The organism is Photobacterium sp. 270122K (assembly GCF_059941365.1).
The window spans coordinates 51114-76406 of record NZ_JBPOEN010000007.1; the positions used below are offsets into that span (position 1 = coordinate 51114).

20 protein-coding genes are annotated in these 25293 nt (G+C 50.6%); 18 read left to right on the forward strand and 2 right to left on the reverse strand.

What is annotated here, in order from left to right; genetic code table 11:
- Positions 1 to 50 precede the first annotated feature (50 nt).
- Complete coding sequence (gene glnD, locus ACSF8W_RS13495) at positions 51 to 2669, reverse strand: bifunctional uridylyltransferase/uridylyl-removing protein GlnD (protein ID WP_500847843.1); 2619 nt, start codon at positions 2667 to 2669, stop codon at positions 51 to 53.
- Positions 2670 to 2879: 210 nt separating this feature from the next.
- Here glnD and ACSF8W_RS13500 point away from each other — a divergent pair, with 210 nt between their 5' ends.
- Positions 2880 to 4202: an IS4 family transposase gene (locus ACSF8W_RS13500; protein ID WP_500847844.1), complete on the forward strand. Its 1323-nt coding sequence runs from the start codon at positions 2880 to 2882 to the stop codon at positions 4200 to 4202.
- A gap of 82 nt (positions 4203 to 4284) precedes the next feature.
- On the opposite strand, the gene map is transcribed toward ACSF8W_RS13500, so the two are convergent.
- On the reverse strand, positions 4285 to 5160 hold the full coding sequence (map, locus tag ACSF8W_RS13505) for a type I methionyl aminopeptidase (protein WP_500847845.1): 876 nt from the start codon (positions 5158 to 5160) through the stop codon (positions 4285 to 4287).
- Between the two features lie 319 nt (positions 5161 to 5479).
- Between map and rpsB the strand changes: the two genes are divergently transcribed.
- From rpsB to accA, 17 genes are all read left to right on the forward strand, one after another.
- A complete protein-coding gene (gene rpsB, locus ACSF8W_RS13510; RefSeq protein ID WP_500847846.1) occupies positions 5480 to 6208 on the forward strand; it encodes a 30S ribosomal protein S2 in 729 nt (242 codons plus the stop codon).
- A 113-nt stretch (positions 6209 to 6321) separates the two neighbouring features.
- Complete coding sequence (tsf, locus tag ACSF8W_RS13515) at positions 6322 to 7167, forward strand: translation elongation factor Ts (protein ID WP_500847847.1); 846 nt, start codon at positions 6322 to 6324, stop codon at positions 7165 to 7167.
- Between the two features lie 90 nt (positions 7168 to 7257).
- On the forward strand, positions 7258 to 7986 hold the full coding sequence (pyrH, locus tag ACSF8W_RS13520) for a UMP kinase (protein WP_428478637.1): 729 nt from the start codon (positions 7258 to 7260) through the stop codon (positions 7984 to 7986).
- 80 nt (positions 7987 to 8066) lie between these two features.
- Positions 8067 to 8624, forward strand: a complete 558-nt coding sequence (gene frr / locus ACSF8W_RS13525; RefSeq protein ID WP_428478636.1) for a ribosome recycling factor — start codon at positions 8067 to 8069, stop codon at positions 8622 to 8624.
- Positions 8625 to 8707: 83 nt separating this feature from the next.
- Positions 8708 to 9469, forward strand: a complete 762-nt coding sequence (uppS, locus tag ACSF8W_RS13530) for an undecaprenyl pyrophosphate synthase (RefSeq protein ID WP_500847848.1) — start codon at positions 8708 to 8710, stop codon at positions 9467 to 9469.
- A gap of 151 nt (positions 9470 to 9620) precedes the next feature.
- On the forward strand, positions 9621 to 10469 hold the full coding sequence (locus tag ACSF8W_RS13535; protein ID WP_500847849.1) for a phosphatidate cytidylyltransferase: 849 nt from the start codon (positions 9621 to 9623) through the stop codon (positions 10467 to 10469).
- 116 nt (positions 10470 to 10585) lie between these two features.
- Positions 10586 to 11782 (forward strand): 1-deoxy-D-xylulose-5-phosphate reductoisomerase, encoded by a 1197-nt coding sequence (gene ispC, locus ACSF8W_RS13540; protein ID WP_500847850.1) that lies wholly within the window; start codon positions 10586 to 10588, stop codon positions 11780 to 11782.
- A complete protein-coding gene (rseP, locus tag ACSF8W_RS13545) occupies positions 11779 to 13134 on the forward strand; it encodes a sigma E protease regulator RseP (protein ID WP_500847851.1) in 1356 nt (451 codons plus the stop codon). The genes ispC and rseP overlap by 4 nt, the downstream gene beginning before the upstream one ends.
- Before the next feature lie 36 nt (positions 13135 to 13170).
- A complete protein-coding gene (gene bamA, locus ACSF8W_RS13550) occupies positions 13171 to 15576 on the forward strand; it encodes an outer membrane protein assembly factor BamA (protein ID WP_500847852.1) in 2406 nt (801 codons plus the stop codon).
- Between the two features lie 19 nt (positions 15577 to 15595).
- A complete protein-coding gene (locus tag ACSF8W_RS13555) occupies positions 15596 to 16105 on the forward strand; it encodes an OmpH family outer membrane protein (RefSeq protein WP_428478630.1) in 510 nt (169 codons plus the stop codon).
- Positions 16106 to 16332: 227 nt separating this feature from the next.
- Positions 16333 to 17361, forward strand: coding sequence for a UDP-3-O-(3-hydroxymyristoyl)glucosamine N-acyltransferase (gene lpxD / locus ACSF8W_RS13560; RefSeq protein ID WP_500847853.1), 1029 nt, complete (start codon positions 16333 to 16335; stop codon positions 17359 to 17361).
- A gap of 96 nt (positions 17362 to 17457) precedes the next feature.
- Positions 17458 to 17910 carry a 3-hydroxyacyl-ACP dehydratase FabZ gene (fabZ, locus tag ACSF8W_RS13565; protein WP_428478628.1) on the forward strand — a complete coding sequence of 151 codons (453 nt, stop codon included), beginning with the start codon at positions 17458 to 17460 and terminating at the stop codon, positions 17908 to 17910.
- Positions 17910 to 18698, forward strand: a complete 789-nt coding sequence (gene lpxA, locus ACSF8W_RS13570) for an acyl-ACP--UDP-N-acetylglucosamine O-acyltransferase (RefSeq protein ID WP_500847854.1) — start codon at positions 17910 to 17912, stop codon at positions 18696 to 18698. Before fabZ ends, lpxA begins: the two co-directional genes overlap by 1 nt.
- Position 18699: 1 nt before the next feature.
- Complete coding sequence (gene lpxB, locus ACSF8W_RS13575; RefSeq protein WP_500847855.1) at positions 18700 to 19851, forward strand: lipid-A-disaccharide synthase; 1152 nt, start codon at positions 18700 to 18702, stop codon at positions 19849 to 19851.
- 59 nt (positions 19852 to 19910) lie between these two features.
- Positions 19911 to 20516, forward strand: coding sequence for a ribonuclease HII (gene rnhB, locus ACSF8W_RS13580; protein WP_500847856.1), 606 nt, complete (start codon positions 19911 to 19913; stop codon positions 20514 to 20516).
- Positions 20517 to 20676: 160 nt separating this feature from the next.
- Entirely contained in the window at positions 20677 to 24156 is a 3480-nt protein-coding gene (dnaE, locus tag ACSF8W_RS13585; protein ID WP_500847857.1) for a DNA polymerase III subunit alpha, read from the forward strand.
- A 56-nt stretch (positions 24157 to 24212) separates the two neighbouring features.
- Positions 24213 to 25172: an acetyl-CoA carboxylase carboxyl transferase subunit alpha gene (gene accA / locus ACSF8W_RS13590; RefSeq protein ID WP_500847858.1), complete on the forward strand. Its 960-nt coding sequence runs from the start codon at positions 24213 to 24215 to the stop codon at positions 25170 to 25172.
- The last annotated feature ends 121 nt before the right edge of the window (positions 25173 to 25293 follow it).

Sequence of the window (25293 nt, forward strand, 5' to 3'; positions counted from 1 at the left end):
GGCTCGCCTTTTTATTTGTCTTGTGAAACGGGGATCCCTTTATTGACCGGTTATTTTTTCTCTAACCGGCTGATGAGTGCATCACGCAACTGGGTTTGCTGCTCATCATTGAGTTGCTCACCGTCTTGGTTTGTCACAATGAAAAAGTCTTCTGCGCGTTCGCCGATGGTGGTAATTTTGGCGGCTTGCAAGCTGATTTTCTGTCGTGCAAATACGGATCCGACCCGTGCCAGCAGGCCGGGCATGTCGAGCGCGACCAGTTCAATCATGGTTTTTTTACCTGATTTTGTCGGTAAGAAATCCACCCGTGTTTTGACATTAAAGTGCTGCAACTTGTGTGGGGGGCGTTTCTTTTTCCGGTCTGATTTCATGTGGGTCAGGGCATTCACCAGTGCGCGGCGTACCGTATTATGGCGGCTTTCACTCAAGGCGTTGCCCGTCGGGTCGAGCACCATAAAGGTATCTAACGCGTAACCGTCTTTGCTAGTCATAACTTGTGCGTCATGCACGCTGAGGTTTTTCTTATCCAACTCTGAGACCACGATGGCAAACAGCTTGGCTTTGTCTTTGCAATAGACGAAGACTTCGGTGCCGCCGCGGGTGGCTTTCTTGCTGAGTAAGATCAGCGGCTTGTCGTGATCGTCGTGGTTGAGGATCGCTTCGGCATGCCACGCAATTTGTTTGTGGGTATGGCGCAGGAAGTAATCGGCTTTAAATCGCTGCCAGAGCACTTCGATATCCCGCGGGGCGAAGCCCTCACTGCGCAGCAAAGCAGAGGCCATTTGCTGATTGTGACGGATCCGTTCGCGCATATCTGGCGGGTTTTCCAGTCCGCGGCGCAAGGCTTTTTGGGTGGAGTAGTACAGCTCAGCCAGCAAGGTGCGTTTCCAGCTGTTCCACAGATCTTGGTTGGTGGCGCAAATGTCGGCCACCGTCAGGCAGATCAGGTGATCCAGACGTTCTTCATCGCGGACTTCTTTGGCAAACGCGGTGATCACTTCCGGATCATAAATATCACGGCGTTGCGCCGTCACCGACATGAGCAGGTGTTGATTGACCAGCCATTTGACCAAGTTGGCTTCCGGCTTGGATAGACCATGCAGTAAACAGAAATCATAGGCATCCACGCCGCCGAGTTCAGAGTGATCCCCGCCACGGCCTTTGGCGATATCATGGAAGATAGCCGCCAGTAACAAGATCTCTTTCTTGATCACGCGCGGATAGACTTCACAGCAAATCGGGTGGCGATCGCGATTGTTGGGGTCAGCAAACTTATTAAGGTTTTTGATGAGTCGTACCGTGTGTTCATCCACGGTATAGACATGGAACAAGTCAAACTGCATCTGGCCGACAATTTGGCTCCATTGCGGCAGGTAGGTCGACAGCACGCCGTGGCGGTGCATGAGTCGGAACGCCCGCTGTAAGCAGTTCGGCTGGCGAACCAGTTGCATGAATTTTTCGCGTGCTTCGGGAATATCCACCAAAAAGCGATTCAAGCGACGGCGCGCGGTGCGCAGTTGGCGCAAGGTTGGTGCGGCGATGCCTTCAATGTCTGAATTGCGGGCAATATGCAGGAACATATCGAGGATGGTTTCCGGTCGCGCCTGAAACAGTGCAGGTTTGGTGGCCTCGATTAAGGTGCCACGCAGTTGGAAGTCGCCATCCAGTTCAATGGGATCAGGCGCGGCGCCTTTGTTGAGAATGGCCTGATCAAACAATTGCAGCAGCATTTTGTTGAGTTCGGCGACGCGGCGCAGGGTGCGGTAGAAATCTTTCATCATCATTTCTACCGGTCGGTTACCTTCGCCCTGATACCCGAGCAATTCTGCGACCGAGGCTTGATGGCCGAAGGTTAAGCGGTTGTCGTAGCGGCGCAGTTCGCTGTGCAGGGCAAAGCGGATCCGCCACAGGGAGTCCTGACATTCCACCAATTCACGGTATTCAGCATCGGTCAAAAAGCCAAAGCGGCTCATTTCCAGTAAGCTGGTGGCGCCGAAATGACGGCGGGCGATCCAGCTGAGGGTATGGATATCCCGTAAGCCACCCGGGCTGGATTTGATGTCTGGCTCGAGGTTATAGGTGGTGTCGTGGTAGCGCGCATGGCGGGTTTTCTGTTCATCCATCTTGGCCTGGAAAAACACTTCGCTCGGCCAGAAGCTGCCATCGTTCAGGCGTTCTTCCAGTTGCAAAAAGGTGTCGTGCTGACCGCATAGCCAGCGCGCTTCTTGCAAGTTGGTGGCCACGGTCAAATCTTTGGTGCCGATTTCAACGCATTGTTCAAGGGTACGGACGCTGTGCCCGACATCCAGCTTGAGATCCCACAGCAGGGTCAGGAAGGTACTGATCTGTGTGCCTGTGGCTTCATCGACCGGCTCGACACTGAGTACCAGAATATCCACGTCAGACAGGGGGTGTAACTCCCCCCGGCCATAGCCCCCGACCGCGACCAACGCCAGTGTCGGGTGCTGGTCTAACTTGAAATGTCGCCATAGCTGTTCCAGCAAGTTGTCCATGTAGTGCGAACGCGCCTCCACCAATTGGGTGATCGGTTCGTGCGCCAAAAAGAGGGCTTTTTGTTGTTGGGTAAAACGGGCTAACGCCTCACGCAGTTGCTCAGGGGCAAACGGATCGGAGAGGGCGGTGGTGGCGAGTGGGGTTGGTGTACTCATAGCTGTCCGTGCAGAATCAAAAATGCATGCTATAACCCTAACACGGTTCGGCGTAAGTCGCCTATTTAAGGCAAAAAATTCAAGGTAAAAACGAGCAAAAAAAAGCCGGCACAGAGGCCTAATGCTGATCAGTTAACGAAAAAATGATCAGTTGAACGATCCTTACAGCATGTCAAAATCCGAGTGTATTCACTGCACTCGGATTTTTTTATGTTCCTCAGACAAGCACTTCATGAAGTCCACTCATTTTCAGCAACAGAACTATCAGGGTTATCAGATCTCCTGTCTCCAGACATCATTGAACAGTGCTTAAACGATACCGGCGTTGCCACAATTCGAAAACGACGCCTACCAATGGAGCTAATGGTGTGGAGTGTCGTTGGGATGTCGTTGTATCGGCATCTTTCTATGGAAAAAGTTGTTTCTCAACTCGATATTCTCTTGCCGGGTAAGAAGCCATTTGTCGCACCGAGTGCTGTCATTCAAGCTCGAAAACGGCTGGGTCATGAACCGGTTGAAGCCGTATTTAACAAGACACAACAACTTTGGCATGAGAAAACACCGCATCCAGACTGGCACGGCTTAACATTACATGCTGTAGATGGCGTAGTGTGGCGAACACCGGACACGGCTGGTAATGACGCGCATTTTGGTCGAACAGGTAACAAGACGACCATTTCGGATTACCCCCAAGTTCGTATGGTTTGCCATATGGAACTCACGAGTCACCTTCTCAATAGTGCTGCTTTTGACTCCGTATCAGTGAGTGAAGTTGACCTGACTGCTCAACTTGTTGACCAATCTCCATCCCACAGCCTTACCGTATTTGACCGAGGTTTTTATGCATTAGGATTACTTCACCGTTGGCAAAGTAGTGGTGAAGAAAAGCATTGGTTAATCCCGTTACGCAAAGGTGCACAATACACAACGATAGGCAAGCTAGGTAAAGGCCAGGAACTTGTGGAGTTGAGACTTTCCCCTCAAGCGAGAAAGAAATGGGCGGATGCACCTGAGACACTGCAAGCTCGTTTAATAACAAAAACAATTAAAGGAAAAGAGGTAAAACTGTTGACCTCAATGACTGATCCGATGCGGTATCCGGGGGCTGATATCGCTGAGCTATACAGTCACCGTTGGGAAATAGAGTTGGGTTATCGGGAAATGAAGCAATATATGCTGCAAAACAACCTAACACTGAGAAGCAAGACTCCAGAGTTAGTGACCCAAGAGCTATGGGGAATGTTATTAGCTTACAACCTATTACGGTTCATGATGTGCCAAATGGCCTACTCACTGAAATCAGTAATGCCGTACCAAATAGGTTTTAAACAAGCATCAATCTTCTTACTCAGCCAACTTCAACTCCTGCCCGCAGTAGCACCGGGTCGTATACCAGAAGTGATGAATTACATACTGGATATGGCGGAAAGCTTTGTTTTGCCCGATAGAAAAGAGCGGAGTTATCCGAGAGCAGTAAAGAAAAGGCCGAGTCGCTATGCGACTCGGCCTCTGAAGAAACGTAAGTTATCTTAACTTACATGCATTAGGCACAGAGGCCGGCTTCGTGATGCGTTTGACGACGTGCAATCATGCCCGTGCAGTCAGCATGCTGTCATTAGTTATTCATGATGCGTGGAATGGTGTCATCACTGCGCAGTGTTAGCACTTCACAACCGGTTTCGGTTACAACAAGTGTGTGCTCGTACTGGGCTGATTTTTTGCCATCTGCGGTGTATACCGTCCAGTCATCCGCCATGTCGACAGTACAACCGAAACGGCCCGCATTGATCATCGGTTCAATCGTGAAACACATACCGGCTTTTAGCTTGGTACGATCGCTGTTGCGGTAGTGCACCACTTGTGGCTCTTCGTGGAATTCAAAGCCAATACCGTGACCGCAGAAGTCTTTTACGATGGAGTATTTCTGCAGTGGGTTTTTCTTGTTGTTGGCTTTGATGAATTTTTCAATCGCGGTACCGATATCGCCCACGGTCGCGCCTGGCTTCACCTGACGCATGCCTTCATACAGCGCATCCTGTGTCACGCGGCACAGACGTTTGTCTGCTGGCGACACGTCGCCGATGAAGAACATTTTAGAGGTATCGCCGTGGTAGCCTTCAGGACGTACGCTGAGATCTGCATTCGGATCGTTTGGAATGATCACGGTAATGTCGACATTCAGGATGTCGCCATCTTTAAGCACGGCTGGCTTCATCAGGCCATTGCTGCCCATTTCGTCCGCCTGAGCGGGAATACCGTGACAAACGATGTGGTTGATTGAGGTACAGATCGATTTCGGGAAGCCGTGATAATCAAGCGGTGCCGAGTATGCGCCTTTTTCTAGGGCATAATCATGACAGATTTGGTTTAGCTCATCCGTCGTCACACCCACTTGGATGTGCGGTTCAATCATTTCCAGCACTTCGGCTGCTAAACGACCCGCGGCGCGCATTTTTTCAATTTCTTCAGCCGTTTTGATCTTGATGCTCATTCAATCTTCTCTGCATTGACGGTTTTATCTTCCTTATATGGTAACAGTGAGGACGAAGGATGGAAACCGAGATTGATCGTCATATAAAGATTTTGACTGGATTTTAACTCAGAAAATATGGTATAAAGCGCGCCGTAATTGGGTAATTGGATTTCGATTCAGTTATTCATATTACAACTAAACTTTTATTTATTACTCACACATATCGGCACATCTTCCGGGGTGCTCGGCAATCTTTCGCGAGATTGTAACGCGTTAGCGTTTTTCGGGTCGGTTAAGATGGGATATGTGGACGCCTAACCCCATAGAGGATTATTCAATGGCAACTGTATCAATGCGCGACATGCTTCAGGCTGGTGTACACTTCGGTCACCAAACTCGTTACTGGAACCCAAAGATGAAGCCATTCATCTTCGGTGCTCGTAACCGTGTTCACATCATCAACCTTGAGCAAACTGTACCAATGTTCAACGAAGCGCTAGCTGAAATCAACAAGATTGCAGCTCGCAAAGGTAAAGTACTTTTCGTTGGTACTAAGCGTGCAGCCAGCGAATCTATCAAAGAAGCTGCAGTAAACTGTGACCAGTACTACGTAAACAACCGTTGGTTGGGTGGTATGCTGACTAACTGGAAAACTGTTCGCCAGTCAATCAAGCGTCTAAAAGATCTTGAAGTTCAGTCTACTGACGGTACTTTCGACAAGCTAACCAAGAAAGAAGCGCTAATGCGTACTCGTGAAATGGAAAAGCTTGAGAAGTCACTTGGCGGTATCAAGAACATGGCTGGTCTTCCAGACGCAATGTTCGTAATCGATGCTGATCACGAGCACATTGCAATTAAAGAAGCTAACAACCTGGGTATCCCAGTATTTGCAGTAGTAGATACTAACTCTAACCCAGACGGCGTTGACTTCGTTATCCCTGGTAACGATGATGCAATCCGTGCAATCAAGCTTTACACTGGTGCTGTAGCTCAGACTGTAACTGAAGCTCGTAACCAAGACATCGTTGCTCAAGCTGAGCAAGACGGTTTCGTAGAAGCTGAATAATAACCAGCTCCTTTGAGCTTCTTAAGTTACCTTGTGTAAACTAAGAATGGTTACCAGGGGCCGATCATGGCCCCTGATTTTTATACAAAGTATTCAAAACTGAGGATATAACAATGGCAACAGTTACAGCTGCCCTAGTTAAAGAACTGCGCGATCGTACTGGCGCAGGCATGATGGATTGTAAGAAAGCATTGGTTGAAGCGAACGCTGACATCGAGCTAGCAATCGAAAACATGCGTAAGAGCGGTGCTGCTAAGGCTGCTAAAAAAGCAGGTAACGTAGCAGCTGAAGGTACTATCATCATCAAGAACACTGACAATAAAGCAGCTCTTGTTGAAGTAAACTGCCAGACTGACTTCGTTGCTAAAGACGGTAGCTTCCTTGCATTCGCTAACGAAGTTGCTGACGCAGCACTAGCTGGTCAAGCTTCAGTTGAAGAACTTCAAGCTCAGTTTGAAGAACAGCGTATCGCGCTTGTTGCTAAGATCGGTGAGAACATCTCTATCCGTCGCGTAGCATACATCGCGGGCGATAAAGTGTCTGCTTACACGCACGGCGCACGTATCGCAGTAGTTGTTGCTGGTAACGGCGACGACGAAATGCTTAAGCACGTTGCAATGCACGTAGCAGCTTCTAAGCCTGAGTACGTAAACCCAACTGACGTTCCTGCTGAAGTAGTAGCAAAAGAGCGTGAAGTTCAGGTTGAAATCGCAATGAACGAAGGCAAGCCTAAAGAAATCGCTGAAAAGATGGTTGAAGGCCGCATGAAGAAGTTCACTGGCGAAGTTTCTCTAACTGGCCAGGCATTCATCATGGAACCTAAGAAAACTGTTGCTGACGTTCTAAAAGAAAGCGGCGCATCAGTTTCTAACTTCATTCGTCTAGAAGTGGGTGAGGGCATCGAGAAAGTTGCTGCTCTAAGCTTCGCAGAAGAAGTAGCACTTGTGCAGAAAGGTTAATCCTTAGCGAATTGCTCTTAGAAGACCGTGGCCTAGGCTGCGGTCTTTTTACAACTCCATATCTTAAAGTAAGCCTGGAAGGTATCACTAATGACCACAAATCCTAAACCGACTTATCAACGTATTCTGCTTAAGCTCAGTGGGGAAGCACTGCAAGGCAGCGAAGGTTTTGGTATTGACGCACAAGTTCTTGACCGTATGGCTCAGGAAATCAAAGAACTGATTGAACTCGGTGTACAGGTTGGCCTGGTTATCGGTGGCGGTAACTTGTTCCGCGGTGCTGGCCTGGCAGAAGCAGGTATGAACCGAGTTGTGGGCGACCACATGGGTATGCTAGCAACCGTGATGAACGGCTTGGCAATGCGTGACGCACTACATCGTGCCTATGTGAACGCTCGAGTGATGTCTGCAATTCCGCTAAACGGCGTATGTGATAACTACAACTGGGCTGATGCAATCAGCCAGTTGCGTCAAGGTCGTGTTGTGATCTTCTCTGCGGGTACCGGTAACCCATTCTTCACAACCGATTCAGCTGCGTGTCTACGCGGCATCGAAATCGAAGCAGACGTTGTCCTAAAAGCAACAAAAGTCGATGGCGTCTTCACAGAAGATCCAGTTAAAAACCCAGACGCGAAGCTTTATGATAAGCTTAGCTATCAAGATGTTCTTGAACAAGAACTGAAAGTGATGGATCTTGCGGCATTTACCTTGGCACGTGACCACGGTATGCCAATTCGCGTGTTCAACATGAACAAGCCTGGTTCGCTTCGCCGTGTGGTGATGGGTGAGCAAGAAGGCACGCTAATCGCGAATCATTAAGTTTAACCGTAGTGCCAGCCTTGGCTGGCGCTATATGGGATCACAGTCCCGCATTTACCGAATCATTAAGGGTATTTATCGTGATTGATGCAATCAAACAAGATGCGCAAGAGCGCATGGGCAAAAGCGTTGAGTCGCTAAAAAGTCAGCTAGCTAAAGTGCGTACAGGCCGTGCACACCCAAGCCTACTTGATACTATTTACGTAGAATATTACGGCGCAAACACGCCGCTTAAGCAGCTAGCGAACGTTGTTGCTGAAGATTCTCGTACACTGGCTATTACAGTATTTGACCGTGAACTTACGCCAAAAATCGAAAAAGCGATCATGATGTCTGACTTGGGCCTAAACCCAATGTCAACCGGTACCGTTATTCGCGTACCATTGCCAGCGCTAACTGAAGAGCGTCGTCGTGATCTGGTTAAGATCGTACGTGCAGAAGCAGAGCAAGGCCGTGTTGCTATTCGTAACATCCGTCGTGACGCGAACGCCGACATCAAAGGTCTTCTAAAAGAGAAAGAAATCTCTGAAGATGACGATCGTCGTAGCCAAGATGAAATCCAGAAGCTAACTGATGCAGCTGTGAAGAACATCGATGCGATTCTTGAAGTCAAAGAAAAAGAGCTAATGGAAGTATAAGGTTCGCCTTAACTTGCTAAACGCTTAATGTGATTCAGGGCGCTGTGCGTACAGCACAGCGCTTTTTTTTTTGAGGGAGAGGTATGGCAGATACAATCGATTCTGCACTTTGCGCGGACAGCTTACCTAAACATGTTGCCATCATTATGGACGGTAACGGTCGGTGGGCAAAAGCCAAGGGCAAGCCTCGAGTGTTTGGCCACAAAGCCGGTGTGGATGCCGTACGCAAGACCGTCTCAACGGCCAATCGCCTAGGGATTCAGGCAGTGACCTTGTTTGCGTTCAGCAGCGAAAACTGGCGTCGCCCTGAAGATGAAGTGTCTTTGCTGATGGAACTCTTTATGACGGTATTAAGTCGTGAAGTGAAGCGTCTGCATAAAAACAATATCCGTTTGCGCATTATTGGTGATACCGGACGTTTCAGTGACCGCTTGCAACAAAAAATTGCGGATGCGGAAGCGTTAACGGCGGACAATACCGGTATGGTGCTGAATGTGGCAGCGAACTATGGCGGACAGTGGGATATCCTACAGGCCACCAAACGCCTCGCTATACAAGTGGCTGAGCAAGGATTGACAGCATCCGATATTACGGAAGATATGCTGGCAGCGGGCTTAACCACCGCCGATTTACCCGATGTGGATTTGTTGATCCGCACCAGTGGGGAATGCCGGATCAGTAACTTCATGCTATGGCAGACTGCCTATGCGGAGTTGTATTTCACTGAACAGCATTGGCCGGATTTCGACGAAGCCAGTTTTGCTCAAGCTGTCGCCTGGTTTGTGAACCGTGAACGCCGATTTGGCTGTACGGGTGAGCAAATTCAAGCGCTATTAGAACATTAATACCCAGTATGCCATGGCATAATGGGTATCTTTAATTTGGGGCATCTGACTTAGGTCTTGATGCCTTTTTTGCTGTTTGCCTGGAATGGCAACACTCTGGTTAGCACCAAGCGTCTAACCAGCAACAGAAGAAAAATCGAGAGGACGCAGTTTGCTTAAGCAACGTATTATCACCGCAGTCATCCTCGCTCCCTTAGTTATTGCAGGAATCTTCTTTTTACCTTTTCCTGCCTTCATTGCGGCGTTAGCGGCAATCACCCTGATTGGGTTTTGGGAGTGGACACAATTTGTTGAGACGAAGTCACGTGTTGTGGCGATGATTGTCCCTGTTATCAGCTTAGGGGCCTCGCTCTGCTTAATGCCGACCGATCCACAAGCCTTATCCGCATTAACCTCGTCACACCAAGGCATGCTCCTTATCGGTGGCGTGTGGTGGCTGGTCGCCTCCGCATTGGCCATTACCTATCCGCGCAGCGCGGCGGGGTGGTCAGGGATCTCCTCTTTAAAATACCTGTTCGGTTTACTGACCCTCCTGCCTTTCTTTTGGAGCATCTTGATGCTTCGCGCGGTAAATTACCTTGAAACCCCTTACCATGGTGCAAAATTAGTGCTGTTGGTCTGCTTGCTCGTCTGGGCGGCGGATACGGGCGCCTATTTCTCGGGTAAGCGATTTGGTAAGCATAAAATGGCACCGGCAGTGAGCCCAAACAAAACCATCGAAGGGTTAGTGGGTGGCGCATTGCTGGCGATTGTTGTGACGTGGGGCGGTGCCGCACTGATGGACATTCCGTTTGCGAGCGTGGGCAGTTTATTGTTCATTGCCGTGGTCACTGTGGTGGCGTCCGTCTTGGGTGATTTGGTTGAAAGCATGTTCAAACGTGTTTCTGGGATCAAAGACAGCAGTCAGATCCTACCGGGACACGGTGGGGTGCTTGACCGTATAGATAGCCTGACGGCTGCCCTGCCTGTGTTCGCCCTCCTGTATTTGTGGTTGGTGTAATCTCTCCTTGTTTTTCTTGTGCCTTGCCGGTGCCCCATCACGATGGATAGGCAATAAACCGGCAAGGTTGCCATGCTTAAATGGCCTGACAAAACATTCTAGTGTTAAGTGATAGTATGCGTAAGTTAACGATTCTTGGTGCAACAGGTTCTATCGGGAGCAGCACGCTAGCCGTCGCCGCTCAGAGCCCTGATTTGTTTGACGTAGTCGCATTAGCGGCAGGCAGCAACAGCCAAAAAATGTTTGAGCTGTGCCAACAATGGCAGCCAAAATACGCCGCGATGGCGTCTGAGCAGGCCGCCCAGGAATTGGCTGCGTTGCTGAAGCAACACCAGATCGCAACCGAAGTGCTGGCCGGTGAGGCTGGTATGTGCCACGTAGCGGCGTTGGATGAGGTGGACACCGTGATGGCCGCGATTGTCGGCGCTGCGGGGTTGTTGCCGACCATGGCGGCAGTGAAAGCGGGCAAACGCATTTTGTTGGCAAACAAAGAAGCCTTGGTCATGTCAGGCCAAATGTTCATTGATGCATGCCGTCAGTACGGTGCTGAATTGCTGCCGGTAGACAGTGAGCACAATGCGATTTTCCAAAGCCTGCCTGCCGATGTACAGCGTCAGATGGGTTACTGTGATTTGGCTGGTGCCGGCGTGAGCAAAATTTTGCTGACCGGCTCGGGCGGCCCGTTCCGCTATACCGACGTGGCTGAATTGGCTGCGGTGACGCCAGCGATGGCAATTGCTCATCCAAATTGGTCAATGGGACCTAAAATCTCCGTTGACTCTGCCACCATGATGAACAAGGGGCTGGAGTACATTGAAGCGCGCTGGTTGTTCAATGCCGCCCGCGAGCAGATGGATGTGATCATTCACCCGCAATCGGTGATCCACTCCATGGTGCAGTATAAAGATGGCTCCGTGATTGCCCAAATGGGCTTGCCGGACATGCGCACTCCTATCGCTTGTGCAATGTCCTATCCTGAAAGGGTAGACGCGGGTGTTGCGCCATTGGATTTCAGTCAGATTGGTGAGTTTTCGTTCCTTAAGCCTGACTTTAGCCGTTATCCTTGCCTTAAATTGGCCATGGATGCTTGTTATAGTGGGCAAGCGGCGACAACCACGTTGAATGCTGCGAATGAAGTCGCGGTAGCGGCATTTTTAGAGCACCGTCTGGGTTTCACTGACATCGCACGCATTAACAGCGAGGTGTTAGCACTGGCAAACCTGACCGAGCCAAGCGATTTGGCTGGTGTGCTTGAGCTGGATCGTCTAGCGCGTATTGCGGCTCAGACCCTGATTCAAAAGGTAACGCTATGATGGGAATATTGTGGAACCTTGGCGCCTTTTTGCTGGCGCTGGGTGTGTTGATTGCCGTGCATGAATATGGCCACTTTTGGGTCGCGCGCCGTTGTGGCGTGTTCGTCGAAAAATTCTCGATCGGCTTTGGTAAGGCCCTATGGCGTAAAGTCGGTAAAGATGGCACGGAATACACCCTTGCGATGATCCCGCTTGGCGGCTACGTCAAGATGCTGGATGAACGTGTCGAGGCGGTGCCAGAAGCGCGTCGCCACATGGCATTTAACAACAAAAAATTGTGGCAGCGCAGTGCGATTGTTGCGGCGGGGCCACTGGCGAACTTCTTGTTTGCCATTTTTGCTTACTGGGTGGTATTCCTGATTGGCTTGCCAGCGGTGAAGCCCGTGATTGGCGAAGTGGCGCCCCAATCGATTGCTGCAGACGCAGGAATTGTCTCAGGGATGGAACTAAAATCCATATCGGGACTCAAAACTGCAGATTGGGAATCGGTCAACATGGCCATGATTTCCCATATTGGTGATACGAGTATGTCGTTGACCGCCCGCGACCCACAAAGCGGTATGGTGGTCGATCGCACCTTGGATTTGACCCATTGGTCGTATGATCCTGAGAGTGAGCGAGTACTGACCACCTTGGGGATCACCCCGTTTTACCCGAAATTTACGCTAATCATTTCACAACTTGTGGAAGATGGAGCAGCAATTCACGCGGGATTACGGTTAAATGACAAAATTGTGGCTGTGGACGACCAACCGGTAACGACCTGGCAGCAAGTGGTAGATCGTGTTCGCTCACACCCTGAGCAAACATTGACCATGACCGTGAAGCGCGGTGAGGAGACAGTCTCACTGCCATTGACGCCAGCGCCGAAAACCCTCGACAATGGTGATGTCATTGGTTATGCCGGTTTTGCTTCAGCCCGCGACCCGTGGCCGGAAGCAAACCTGATCCACATGCAATATGGTCCGATTGAGGCCATTGGCAAAGCGTCTGAGCGCACGTGGCAGTTAGTGACCATTACGTTTGATATGGTGACCAAGCTGTTTACAGGCGATGTAGCGCTGAAAAACTTGAGTGGCCCTATTTCCATTGCTAAAGGGGCAGGGATGACGGCCGATATTGGTTTATTGTCGTTCCTCGGCTTTTTGGCCCTGATCAGTGTGAATTTGGGTATTGTGAATTTATTACCGCTTCCTGTGCTGGACGGTGGACATCTGATGTTCTTCGCCATCGAAGCAGTAACACGTCGTCCTGTTTCTGAACGCGTTCAGGAAATGGGCTATAGAGTGGGTTCAGCCATTTTGGTTGCGTTAATGGCCGTTGCGCTATTCAATGATTTTACCCGCTTTTAAATAAGAGCGTTTTAGCAAGGAATAATCAGAACAGTAATGGCGATGAAGAAACTGTTGATCGCATCACTGCTTTTCGGAAGCAGCGTTGCGCAGAGTGCGGATCAATTTGTGGTGGAAGATATCCGCTTTGACGGCCTACAGCGTGTGACGCTGGGGGCGGCGTTGTTAAAAATGCCTGTCCGAGTGGGTGACACAATTGATGATCGCGATGTCTCCGAATTGATCCAGTCGTTATTTGCGTCGGGCAACTTTGAAGATATCAAGGTATATCGTGACGGCAGCACCTTGGTGGTGGCCGTGCAAGAACGCCCAACGATTGCCAACATTACCTTCTCTGGTAACAAGGCTATCAAGGAAGAGCAGCTCAAAGAAAACCTCGATGCCTCCCGCATTCGCGTGGGGGAATCTCTCGATCGCACCACCCTGAGCAAAATTGAAAAAGGGTTGGAAGATTTCTACTACAGCGTCGGTAAGTACAATGCCTCGGTACAAGCAGTGGTCACGCCATTGCCGCGTAACCGTGCGGATTTGAAGTTTGTCTTCACCGAAGGGGTGTCTGCGGAAATTCAGCAAATTAACTTTGTCGGGAACACGGTGTTCACCGATGAAGAGTTGCTGGACAAGTTTAATCTGCAAGATGATCTGCCGTGGTGGAACTTCTTTGGTGAAAGAAAGTACCAGAAGCAAGTGCTGGCCGGTGACTTAGAAACCCTGCGTTCGATGTACCTCAATAACGGTTACCTGAAATACCGTCTTGATGCGACGCAAGTGGCGATCTCTCCGGATAAAAAAGGCGTATACATTACCCTGAAGGTGAATGAAGGCGAGCAGTACAACGTTGAAAACGTACAACTGCGCGGCGATCTGCTGGGTAAAGATGCGGAATTAGACAGCTTGGTGGCGATCAAAACCGGTGATGTTTACAACGGTGCTGAAGTCACGGCGTTGGAAGAGTCCCTCAAGCGTAAGCTGGGTGAGATGGGCTATGCCTATCCGCAGGTTAACACCTTGCCGGACTTCGATGACGAGAGCCAACAAGTCACCTTGATTGTGAACGTTGAGCCAGGCAAGCGCATTTACGTGCGTGATATTGCCTTCTCAGGGAACACGTCGACCAAAGATGAAGTCTTACGCCGTGAAATGCGTCAGATGGAAGGCAGCTGGCTGAACTCGCGCATGGTCGAACGGGGTAAAGAGCGTTTGAACCGTACCGGTTTCTTTGAAACCGTTGATGTACAGACCGTTCGTGTACCGGGCAGTGATGACGAAGTTGATCTGAAATACACGGTTAAAGAAGCCAACGCCGGTAACGTGAACTTTGGTGTGGGCTACGGTACAGAGTCAGGGATCAGCTTCCAGGCCGGTATCTTGCAGGATAACTTCTTGGGCACCGGTAACCGTTTCGGCATCAATGCCATGATCAACGATTACCAGAAAAACCTGAGCTTGGAATACCGTGACCCGTACTTCACCCTTGATGGGATCAGTCTGGGCGGTAAGGTGTACTACAACGAGTTTGAAGCCTCTGATGCGAACATCTCGGACTACACCAACCAAAGCTACGGTGCTAGCCTGACATGGGGTTTCCCGTTTGATGAACTGAACTTCTTTGAATTCGGTTTGGGTTACGACCACAACAAGATTTCGAATACCCAAGAGTATTACCAGATCGAAAAATTCAAAGCGATCCACGGCTTTAACCGTGGTGACAACGCGATTGAATTGGATGACTTAAACTGGTCAATTTCTTGGACCCGTAATAACCTGAACCGTGGCTACTTCCCAACCGCGGGTAACCACCAACGTGCGTCATTCCGTATGACGATCCCGGGGTCGGATGCCCAGTTCTTCAAAGCGCAGTACGATGTGCGTCAGTACTTCCCGATCACCGAGAAGCATGACTACACCCTATTGCTACGTGGCCGTTTAGGTTACGGGAACGGTTATGGCACCACCGATAACGGCAGCGATCAGTTGCTACCGTTCTACGAAAACTACTATGCGGGTGGTTTCTCTACCTTGCGTGGTTTCCGTTCTAACACGGTCGGTCCAAAAGCGGTTTACTTGGATTATACCAACGGGGGTAACAACCCAGAATTGATCGGAACCGACGATGCAGCCGGCGGTAATGCCGTGGCATTGGCCAGTATGGAACTGATTGTTCCAACGCCATTTGCATCCGAAGAAATCCGTAACCAAATTCGTACCAGCTTCTTTGTCGATGCCGGTACGGTGTGGGATACAGAATACGACTTGAGTGAATCTGAAGGTAAATACCTTCATGACTATTCTGATCCGTCTTTGATTCGAGCGTCTTATGGTGCCGCGTTACAGTGGATGTCACCGATGGGGCCTTTGGTGTTCTCGGTAGCGAAACCGATCAAGAAATACGAAGGCGATGATGAAGAGTTCTTTACCTTCACTATCGGTCGAACATTCTAAAAAATTTAAGGAGATACCTTTGAAACAGTGGATTAAAGCGGCTGGTCTTGGCCTAGTGATTTTGACTTCATCAATCTACGCTCAAGCAGCGGAAGCAGCGCAAAAAGTCGGTTATGTTGCAACGGGCCAAGCGATGCAGCAATTGGCACAGCGTTACAATGTGGCAGAAAAACTGCGTAAAGAGTTTAAAGACCGTATCGATGAATTGCGTGGCATTGAAGGCCGCATGAAAACCAAAGTTGATAAGATGAAGCGTGACGGCGAGCTAATGAGCGCGAGCGATCGCACCAAGCTGCAGCGTGAAATGGCAGCATTGGAATCTGACTATAAACTTAAAGCAAAAGCCCTGCAGGAAGATCAACGTCGCCGCGGTGCAGAAGAAGAGCAGAAACTGGTGAAGAAAATCCGTACTGCGATTCAGGATGTGTCAAAGCGTGAAGGCTATGATCTGGTGGTTGACGCGAACGCCGTGTTGTACGCCAATCCAAAAGACGATCTATCGTCAAAAGTGATTTCTGCTGTGAAGTAAGGCCTCGCCTTTCTCACACATAAACACAAAACAGAAGTCGAAAGAAGGGGGTGAACTTTGGTAAACTCCCGTCTTTCGGCTTGTTTTATATGGGTGTCTGGTTAATTTGACTGGTCTTACCAAGCGGAATGCGATTCTGGTGACGCTGGATACCATTACCGGTTGGTAGACAATGGGTAGACAATAAATAACCCGTACCAACAGAAGAATAGATAAAAAGGTTAATAATGGTTGCTATAACGCTTGCTGAACTGGCAGAAAAATTGGGTGCAGAGCTTCGTGGTGAAGGTGCTGTGGAAGTCCACTCTTTAGCTGGCATGGCGAAAGCGGGCGAGGGACAAATCACGTTCCTTTCTGACAGCAAATACCGCAAGATGCTGGCGGATTGCCAAGCCTCCGCTGTCATGCTGCGTGAAGGTGATGCGGAATATTTTTCAGGTAATGCCCTGATTGTTAGCGACCCTTATGTGTGTTACGCCCGTGTCGCACAATTGCTGGATACCACACCCGTTGCTGCTGCTGACATTGCACCGTCGGCATTTATTGACCCGACCGCCGTGTTGGGTGCAAACGTCGCGGTTGGCCATAATGCCGTGATTGAAGCCGGTGCCCGCATTGGCGATAACGCCCAAATTGGCGCGGGTTGCTTTATCGGTAAAGGCGCTCAAATTGGTGCGAACACCAAGCTGTGGGCGAACGTCACGATCTACCACAACGTGGTACTTGGCGATCACTGTTTGGTTCAGTCAAGCACCGTGATCGGTGCCGATGGCTTCGGTTATGCCAACGAGAAAGGCGAGTGGGTGAAAATTCCACAGCTAGGTACCGTACGTATTGGTAACCGCGTGGAAATTGGCGCGTGTACCACCATTGACCGTGGTGCGCTGGATGACACCATCATTGACGATAACGTGATCATCGACAACCAAATGCAGATCGCCCACAACGTGCAGATCGGATATGGTACGGCGATGGCGGGTGGTACAATTGTTGCCGGCAGTACTAAAATCGGTAAATACTGCATTATTGGCGGTGCGTCTGTGCTTAACGGCCACATTGAAATCGCCGATGGCGTGACCATTACCGGTATGGGTATGGTGATGCGCAGTATTGAAGAAAAAGGCATGTTCTCTTCTGGCATTCCCTTGCAGCCAAACCGTGAGTGGCGTAAAACCGCGACCCGCGTGATGAAGATTGATGAGATGAACAAACGTCTCAAAGCCGTTGAAAAACAATTGACCCCAAAAGGCGAATAATCGCGCCTTTACGTGGCAAGCGGCCCCGTTAGGATGGCCGCTTTGCGTGTCCATAACACACGCATTTCTCCTATTTGACTAGACAGGAATTCAGTTTTGACTAGCGAAAATAAAACGCTGAATATCACCGAGATTCAAGAGCTTCTTCCGCACCGTTACCCGTTCCTTATGATTGATCGCGTGACGCATTATGAAGAAGGCAAAACCCTGACAGCGATTAAAAACGTATCGGTCAACGAACCGCAATTTACGGGTCACTTCCCGAAAATGCCGGTATTCCCTGGTGTGATGATCCTTGAAGCCATGGCACAAGCGACTGGTCTGTTGGCCTTTAAAACCTTTGGTGCGCCAGCAGAAAACGAGCTTTACTACTTCGCCAGCATCGACAACGCGAAGTTCCGTAAGCCGGTTGTGCCGGGTGATCAGATGATCATTGAAGTTGAATTTCTAAAAGAGCGCCGTGGCATTGCTTTGTTCAACGGTGTAGCAAAAGTGGACGACCAAGTGGTGTGTTCTGCTGAGCTAAAATGTGCAAGACGAGAATTCTAATGATCCACGAAACTGCGCAAATTCACCCGTCAGCGGTGATTGAAGAAGGTGTGGTGATTGGTGCCAACACCACCGTGGGACCGTTTACTTACATCGCCAAAGATGTGGTGATCGGGGACGGTAACGAAATCATGTCCCACGTTGTGATGAAGGGCCCGATGACCATGGGCAATGATAACCGCGTGTTCCCGTATGCCATTCTTGGTGAAGAGTGTCAGGACAAGAAATACAACGGTGAGCCGACCCGCCTTGAAATTGGCGATCGTAACGTGATCCGTGAAAGCGTTCAGATCCACCGTGGCACCGTACAAGACAAAGGTGTGACCATTGTCGGTAACGACAACCTACTGTGTGTGAACGCACACGTGGCGCACGATGTTGTGATCGGTAACCACACCCACATTGGTAATAACTCGATTCTGGGTGGCCATGTGAGCGTGGGCGATTATGCGGGCGTAATGGCCTTGTCTGCCATCCACCCGTTCTGTTCGGTGGGTGCATACAGCTACATCGGTGGGTGTTCTGCCGTGGTGCAAGATGTGCCGCCTTACGTGCTCGCACAAGGCAACCACGCATCACCGTTTGGTCTGAACTTGGTCGGTTTGCAGCGTAATGGTTTTGAAAAACCAGAACTGCATGCCCTGCGCCGTGCGTACAAAGAACTGTACCGTTCAGGAAAAACACTGGCTGAAGTGAAGCCTATTTTGGCTGAAATGGCCGAAGAGTGGCCATCGGTTGGTCACTTCCTGGATGCTATCAACAACTCAGAACGCGGAATCATTCGTTAATATGACGAAGCCACTTCGTATAGGAATTGTCGCCGGGGAAATCTCCGGCGATATTTTAGGTGCCGGTTTTATGCAAGCCGTGCGCGCGCAGTACCCGGATGCGGAGTTTGTCGGCATTGCCGGGCCGCGTATGCAGGCCGAAGGTTGCGAAACCTTGTTTGACATGGAAGAGTTGGCGGTCATGGGGATTGTTGAAGTCCTTGGCCGTTTGCCTCGCCTGTTCAAAGTCAAAGCCGAACTGGTCACGTATTTTACGGACAACCCGCCGGATGTGTTTGTGGGCATTGATGCACCGGATTTCAATTTACGCCTTGAGCGTAACTTGAAAGATGCTGGGATCAAAACCGTCCATTACGTCAGCCCGTCAGTTTGGGCATGGCGTCAGAACCGCATTCACGGCATTGCGGCGGCCACCAATTTGGTGCTGGCCTTTTTGCCGTTTGAAAAAGCCTTCTACGATAAATTCAATGTGCCGTGTGAGTTTATTGGCCACACCATGGCCGATAGCATTCCGCTGGACACCGATCAACACGCCGCACAACAACTACTGGGGTTAGACAGCAGCAAGCGTTGGCTTGCGGTGTTGCCGGGGAGTCGAGGTGGCGAGATGGAGCTATTGGCTCCGCCGTTTATTGAAACCTGTCGTTTGCTCAAGCAGCAACATCCGGATCTCGGCTTTGTGGTCGCGCTGGTGAACTCAAAGCGCCGAGCGCAGTTTGAGCAGGCTTGGCAGGCTACCGCGCCAGAGCTTGATTTTGTGCTGGTGGACGATACCGCGCGCAATGTGATGATTGCGTCTGATGCCGTTTTGTTGGCATCCGGTACGGTCGCACTGGAATGCATGCTGGTGAAGCGTCCGATGGTGGTGGGCTATAAAGTGAAACCGCTGACCGCGTGGCTGGCCAAGCGCCTGCTGAAAACCAAGTATGTGTCGCTGGCGAACATTCTGGCGGATCGCGAGTTGGTGCCGGAGCTGCTGCAAGAAGACTGCACCCCTGAGAATCTTGTCCGGGAAGTGAACCGCTTCTTGTCGCCAGAGTATCAAGCAGACAACGCCGCCTTGATGGCCGAGTTCACCCGTTTGCATCAGCTGATCAAATGCGATGCGGATAAGAAAGCCGCACACGCCGTGTTGGCGCTCATCAATAAGTGATCGATCAGTGACGGTCAACAGTGGCCGTCACTCTCTCAATCTGTAAGTAGATAAAGACGATGGCAATAGAATTTCCCCCGTTTGAATACCCGGTTGCGTCTTGCATTGCAGGCGTAGACGAAGTTGGCCGTGGCCCGTTAGTGGGCGCAGTTGTGACCGCTGCGGTCATTTTGGATCCGAATAACCCGATTGAAGGGCTGACTGATTCGAAAAAACTTAGCGAAAAGAAACGCAACCTGCTGTTTGATGAAATCAAAGAGAAGGCCTTGGCGTGGTCATTGGGCCGCTGCGAGCCGGAAGAAATTGATGAACTCAATATTCTGCAAGCGACCATGGTAGCGATGCAGCGTGCGGTGGCGGGTTTATCTGTACAGCCTGATTTTGTGCTGGTCGATGGCAACAAAGTGCCGGCGTTACCGATGGCGGCGCAAGCCGTGGTGAAAGGCGACTTGCGTGTGGCAGAGATCAGTGCGGCCTCCATTTTGGCGAAAGTCACCCGTGACCGTGAAATGGAAGTGCTGGATGCGCAGTATCCGCAGTACGGCTTTGCCAAGCACAAAGGGTATCCGACCAAAGCGCACTTTGACGCCTTGGAAGCCCACGGTGCCATTGAACAGCACCGCAAGAGCTTTAAGCCAGTGAAGCGAATTCTCGGGCTTGACTGAGTCGTGTCACATAAGCCACTCGGCATAAGTGTTTGAAAAGACGGCGATGTAAAATTTGTCGCACAGCAAACGCCCTATCAAGGTGATTAGAGTCAACAGCGTGAGCGCTTTGGGCTATAATCACCTTCTTTGTTTTACCCACACATAATATTGGTTAGTCATGGCTGATCCTCGCTTTATTCATCTTCGTGTCCACAGTGACTTTTCAATGGTCGATGGCTTGTCCAAAGTTGGGCCGCTGGTTAAAACCGTGGCCGGCATGGGCATGCCTGCGATGGCATTGACCGACTTTACCAACCTGTGTGGTCTGGTGAAATTCTACTATTCTGCCCACGGGGCAGGTATGAAGCCGATCATCGGTGCTGACTTCAAAGTGATGTCAGAAGAGATGGGCGACGAGTTATGGGATCTGACCATACTGGCTGCCGATAATGAAGGCTACCAGAACCTGACCATGCTGATCTCCAAAGCCTACCAGCGTGGCCATGTGCAGCACATGCCGGTGATGGACAAAGCGTGGTTGATGGAACATGCCAAAGGCTTGATCTTGCTCTCTGGCGGTAAAAGCGGTGACGTGGGTAAAGCGTTGCTGAAAGGCAACCAGCAACTGGTTGATAAATGCGTGGCGTTTTATCAGACCTACTTCCCCGATGCGTATTATCTGGAGCTGGTGCGAACGGGGCGTCCTGATGAAGAGGCCTATTTGCACTTTGCGGTTGCCTTAGCCGAACAAGCCGATTTGCCCGTGGTGGCGACCAACGACGTGCGTTTTCTGACGGCCGATAAATTTGATGCCCATGAAATTCGTGTCTCGATTCATGATGGCTACACGCTGGTCGATCCCAACCGTCCGAAACTCTACAGTAACCAGCAATACTTGCGCACCGAAGACGAAATGTGCGCGCTATTTGCGGATATCCCTGAAGCGCTGGAAAACAGTGTCGAAATCGCCAAACGCTGTAATGTCACAGTGCGTTTGGGCGAATACTTCCTGCCCAACTTCCCGACCGGCGACATGAGCATTGAAGACTTTTTGGTCAAAGTGTCGAAAGAGGGCCTTGAACGCCGTTTGGCGTTTTTGTTCCCGGATGAGGCCGTGCGGGCAGAGCGTCGCCCTGAATATGACGACCGTCTGGATATTGAGCTGAAAGTGATCAACCAGATGGGCTTCCCGGGTTACTTCCTGATCGTTATGGAATTTATCCAGTGGTCGAAAGATAACGGCGTGCCGGTAGGACCGGGTCGAGGGTCAGGTGCCGGTTCACTGGTGGCATATGCGCTGGACATCACGGATTTGGATCCGCTGGAATTTGACCTTCTGTTCGAACGTTTCTTGAACCCTGAACGTGTTTCCATGCCCGATTTCGATATCGACTTCTGTATGGATAAGCGTGATCAGGTGATTGATCACGTGGCCGAAATGTACGGCCGTGATGCGGTATCCCAGATCATCACCTTTGGTACGATGGCCGCCAAAGCCGTTATCCGCGATGTGGGCCGCGTGCTCGGGCATCCGTACGGATTTGTTGATCGTCTGTCCAAACTGATCCCGGCAGAACCCGGCATGACGCTGGCGAAAGCGTTCGAGGCCGAACCGCAACTGCCACAAATGTATGATTCGGACGAAGAGGTCAAAGATCTGATCGACATGTGTCGGATCTTGGAAGGGGTCACGCGAAACGCCGGTAAACACGCCGGGGGCGTGGTGATCTCGCCGACCACTATCACTGACTTTGCACCGCTGTATTGTGACGCCGAAGGGGGTAACCCGGTCACCCAGTTCGATAAGAATGACGTGGAAACGGCCGGTCTGGTGAAGTTTGACTTCTTGGGGCTGCGTACCCTGACGATCATCGACTGGGCATTGGGGATGATCAACCCCCGCTTGGAAGCGGAAGGGAAAGCGCCGGTCAATATTGCGGCTATTCCGATGGCGGATGCGAAGTCCTTTGCCATGTTACAACGTTCGGAATCGACCGCGGTATTCCAGCTCGAATCCCGCGGTATGAAAGATTTGATCAAACGTCTGCAGCCCGACTGTTTTGAAGACATGATCGCACTGGTGGCCTTGTTCCGTCCGGGGCCGTTGCAATCGGGCATGGTAGATAACTTTATCGACCGTAAGCACGGTCGTGAAGAGATCTCCTACCCGGATGCGACGTGGCAGCATGAGTCGTTAAAAGAAATTCTGGAACCGACGTACGGCATCATTCTGTATCAGGAACAGGTGATGCAGATCGCACAGGTACTGTCTGGCTACACCTTGGGTGGTGCCGACATGTTGCGTCGTGCGATGGGTAAGAAAAAACCGGAAGAAATGGCCAAGCAGCGTGCCACGTTTGAACAAGGCGCGATAGATAACGGCGTTGACGGCGAGTTGGCGATGAAAATCTTCGACTTGGTGGAAAAGTTTGCGGGCTACGGTTTCAACAAATCCCACTCCGCAGCGTATGCCTTGGTGTCTTACCAAACCTTGTGGCTAAAAGCCCACTATCCGGCTGAATTTATGGCGGCGGTAATGACCGCCGATATGGATAACACCGATAAGATCATTGGCTTGGTGGACGAATGCTTACGCATGAAAATCGCCTTGCTGCCACCGGATGTGAACAAAGGCCTGTACCGCTTTAACGTGGATGACAATGGCGCCATTGTGTACGGTATCGGTGCGGTCAAAGGGGTGGGTGAAGGCCCGATTGAAAACATTATTGCCGCGCGTGAAAAAGGCGGCCACTTTAAAGATCTGTTTGATTTTTGTGCGCGAATTGACACGAAAAAGGTCAACAAGCGCGTACTGGAAAAATTGATTAAATCCGGTGCGATGGACCGATTGGGGCCAAACCGTGCCGCCATGATGGCCACGCTGGACGATGCGATTCGCGCCGCCAGCCAGCATCACCAAGCGGAAGCGTTTGGTCAGGCGGACATGTTCGGCGTACTGACTGCCGCCCCGGAAGAAGTGGAGCACGCGTACGCTAACATCCCAGAATGGCCGGAAAAAGTCTGGCTGGAAGGGGAACGCGAGACGCTCGGGTTGTACCTCACCGGTCACCCGATCAACGCCTATGTCTCGGAGTTGAAGCACTACACCACGTGGCGTTTGAAGGATGCCCATCCGACCGGACGCGACAAAGTGGTGAGTGTCGCGGGCTTGGTGATTGCTGCCCGCGTGATGACCACCAAACGCGGAACACGCATTGGCCTGTTGACCCTGGATGACCGTTCTGGTCGAATGGAGGTTATGCTGTATTCTGAAGCACTTGATCGCTATCTGGATCTGCTTGAAAAAGATAGAATAGTGGTCGTTTCAGGACAGGTCAGCTTTGATGATTTCAATGGTGGCCTTAAAATGTCAGCCAGAGAAGTACTCGACATATCGGATGCACGCGAAAAGCACCTGCGAGGGTTAGCGATTTCCGTGACAGAAGAGCAGATCGATCAACAGTTTTTTGAACGTTTCAGCACTGTGCTGGAACCGCACCGCGCAGGTACTGTACCTGTTTACGTGTATTATCAGCGCTCGAACGCACGTGCCAAATTGACCTTAGGGACAGAATGGCGTGTCACACCCGCAGATCAACTTATCTCAGATCTCAAAATATTACTGGGTGAGAAGCAGGTCGAGCTTGAGTTTAATTAAGTTAGCCCATCGTTATTGCATAGAGCAATGATGATGAGCAAAAGGATTGAAGTGGTATGAGCCTGAACTTCCTTGAGTTTGAACAGCCGATTGCAGAGCTGGAAGCCAAAATTGAAGCATTGCGTGATGTATCTAGCCGTGATGATTCTGAATCGGTTGATTTACATAAAGAAATTGAGCAACTTGAAAAGAAAAGCCTCGAGCTGACCAAAAAGATTTTTAACGATCTTGGCGCTTGGCAGGTTGCCCAGCTGGCGCGTCATCCACAGCGTCCGTATACGTTTGATTACGTTGAGCACATGTTTACCGAGTTCGATGAACTGGCGGGTGATCGTGCGTTTGCCGATGACAAAGCGTTGGTGGGCGGTATTGCCCGTTTGGATGGTCGCCCTGTGATGATCATTGGTCACCAAAAAGGCCGTGAAACCAAAGAGAAAGTGCTACGCAACTTTGGGATGCCAAAGCCGGAAGGTTACCGTAAAGCCTTGCGTTTAATGAAAATGGCTGAGCGTTTCAAGATGCCAATCATTACCTTCATTGACACCGCAGGTGCTTACCCAGGTGTGGGCGCGGAAGAGCGCGGTCAGTCTGAAGCGATTGCAACAAACTTGAAAGCGATGGCTGGTCTGACGGTACCGGTGATCTGTAACGTTGTGGGTGAAGGCGGCTCAGGCGGTGCATTGGCCATTGGCGTGGGCGACTGCGTGAACATGCTGCAATACTCCACGTATTCGGTGATTTCACCAGAAGGCTGTGCGTCTATTCTGTGGCGTGATTCGGATAAAGCCCCACAAGCGGCAGAAGCGATGGGGATGACGGCAGAACGCTTGAAAGAGCTTTCGTTGATCGACAACATCGTGGAAGAGCCATTGGGTGGTGCACACCGTAATGTGGCAGACATGGCGGCGTCATTGAAGCAGCAGATTGTGGCGACGTTGGCTGATTTGGATCAGTTGGACACAGAAGCATTATTGGCGCGTCGTTATGAGCGTTTGATGGGCTACGGTTACTGCTGATCGTCAGCATCAACCCTTGTATAAAGAGGTCAGCCAGCGGCTGGCCTTTTTTGTTTCTGCGCTTTTTGACTTTGTGCTTTTTTGACTCTGTACCTTGTAGACTTTGCGCCTTGTAGACTTT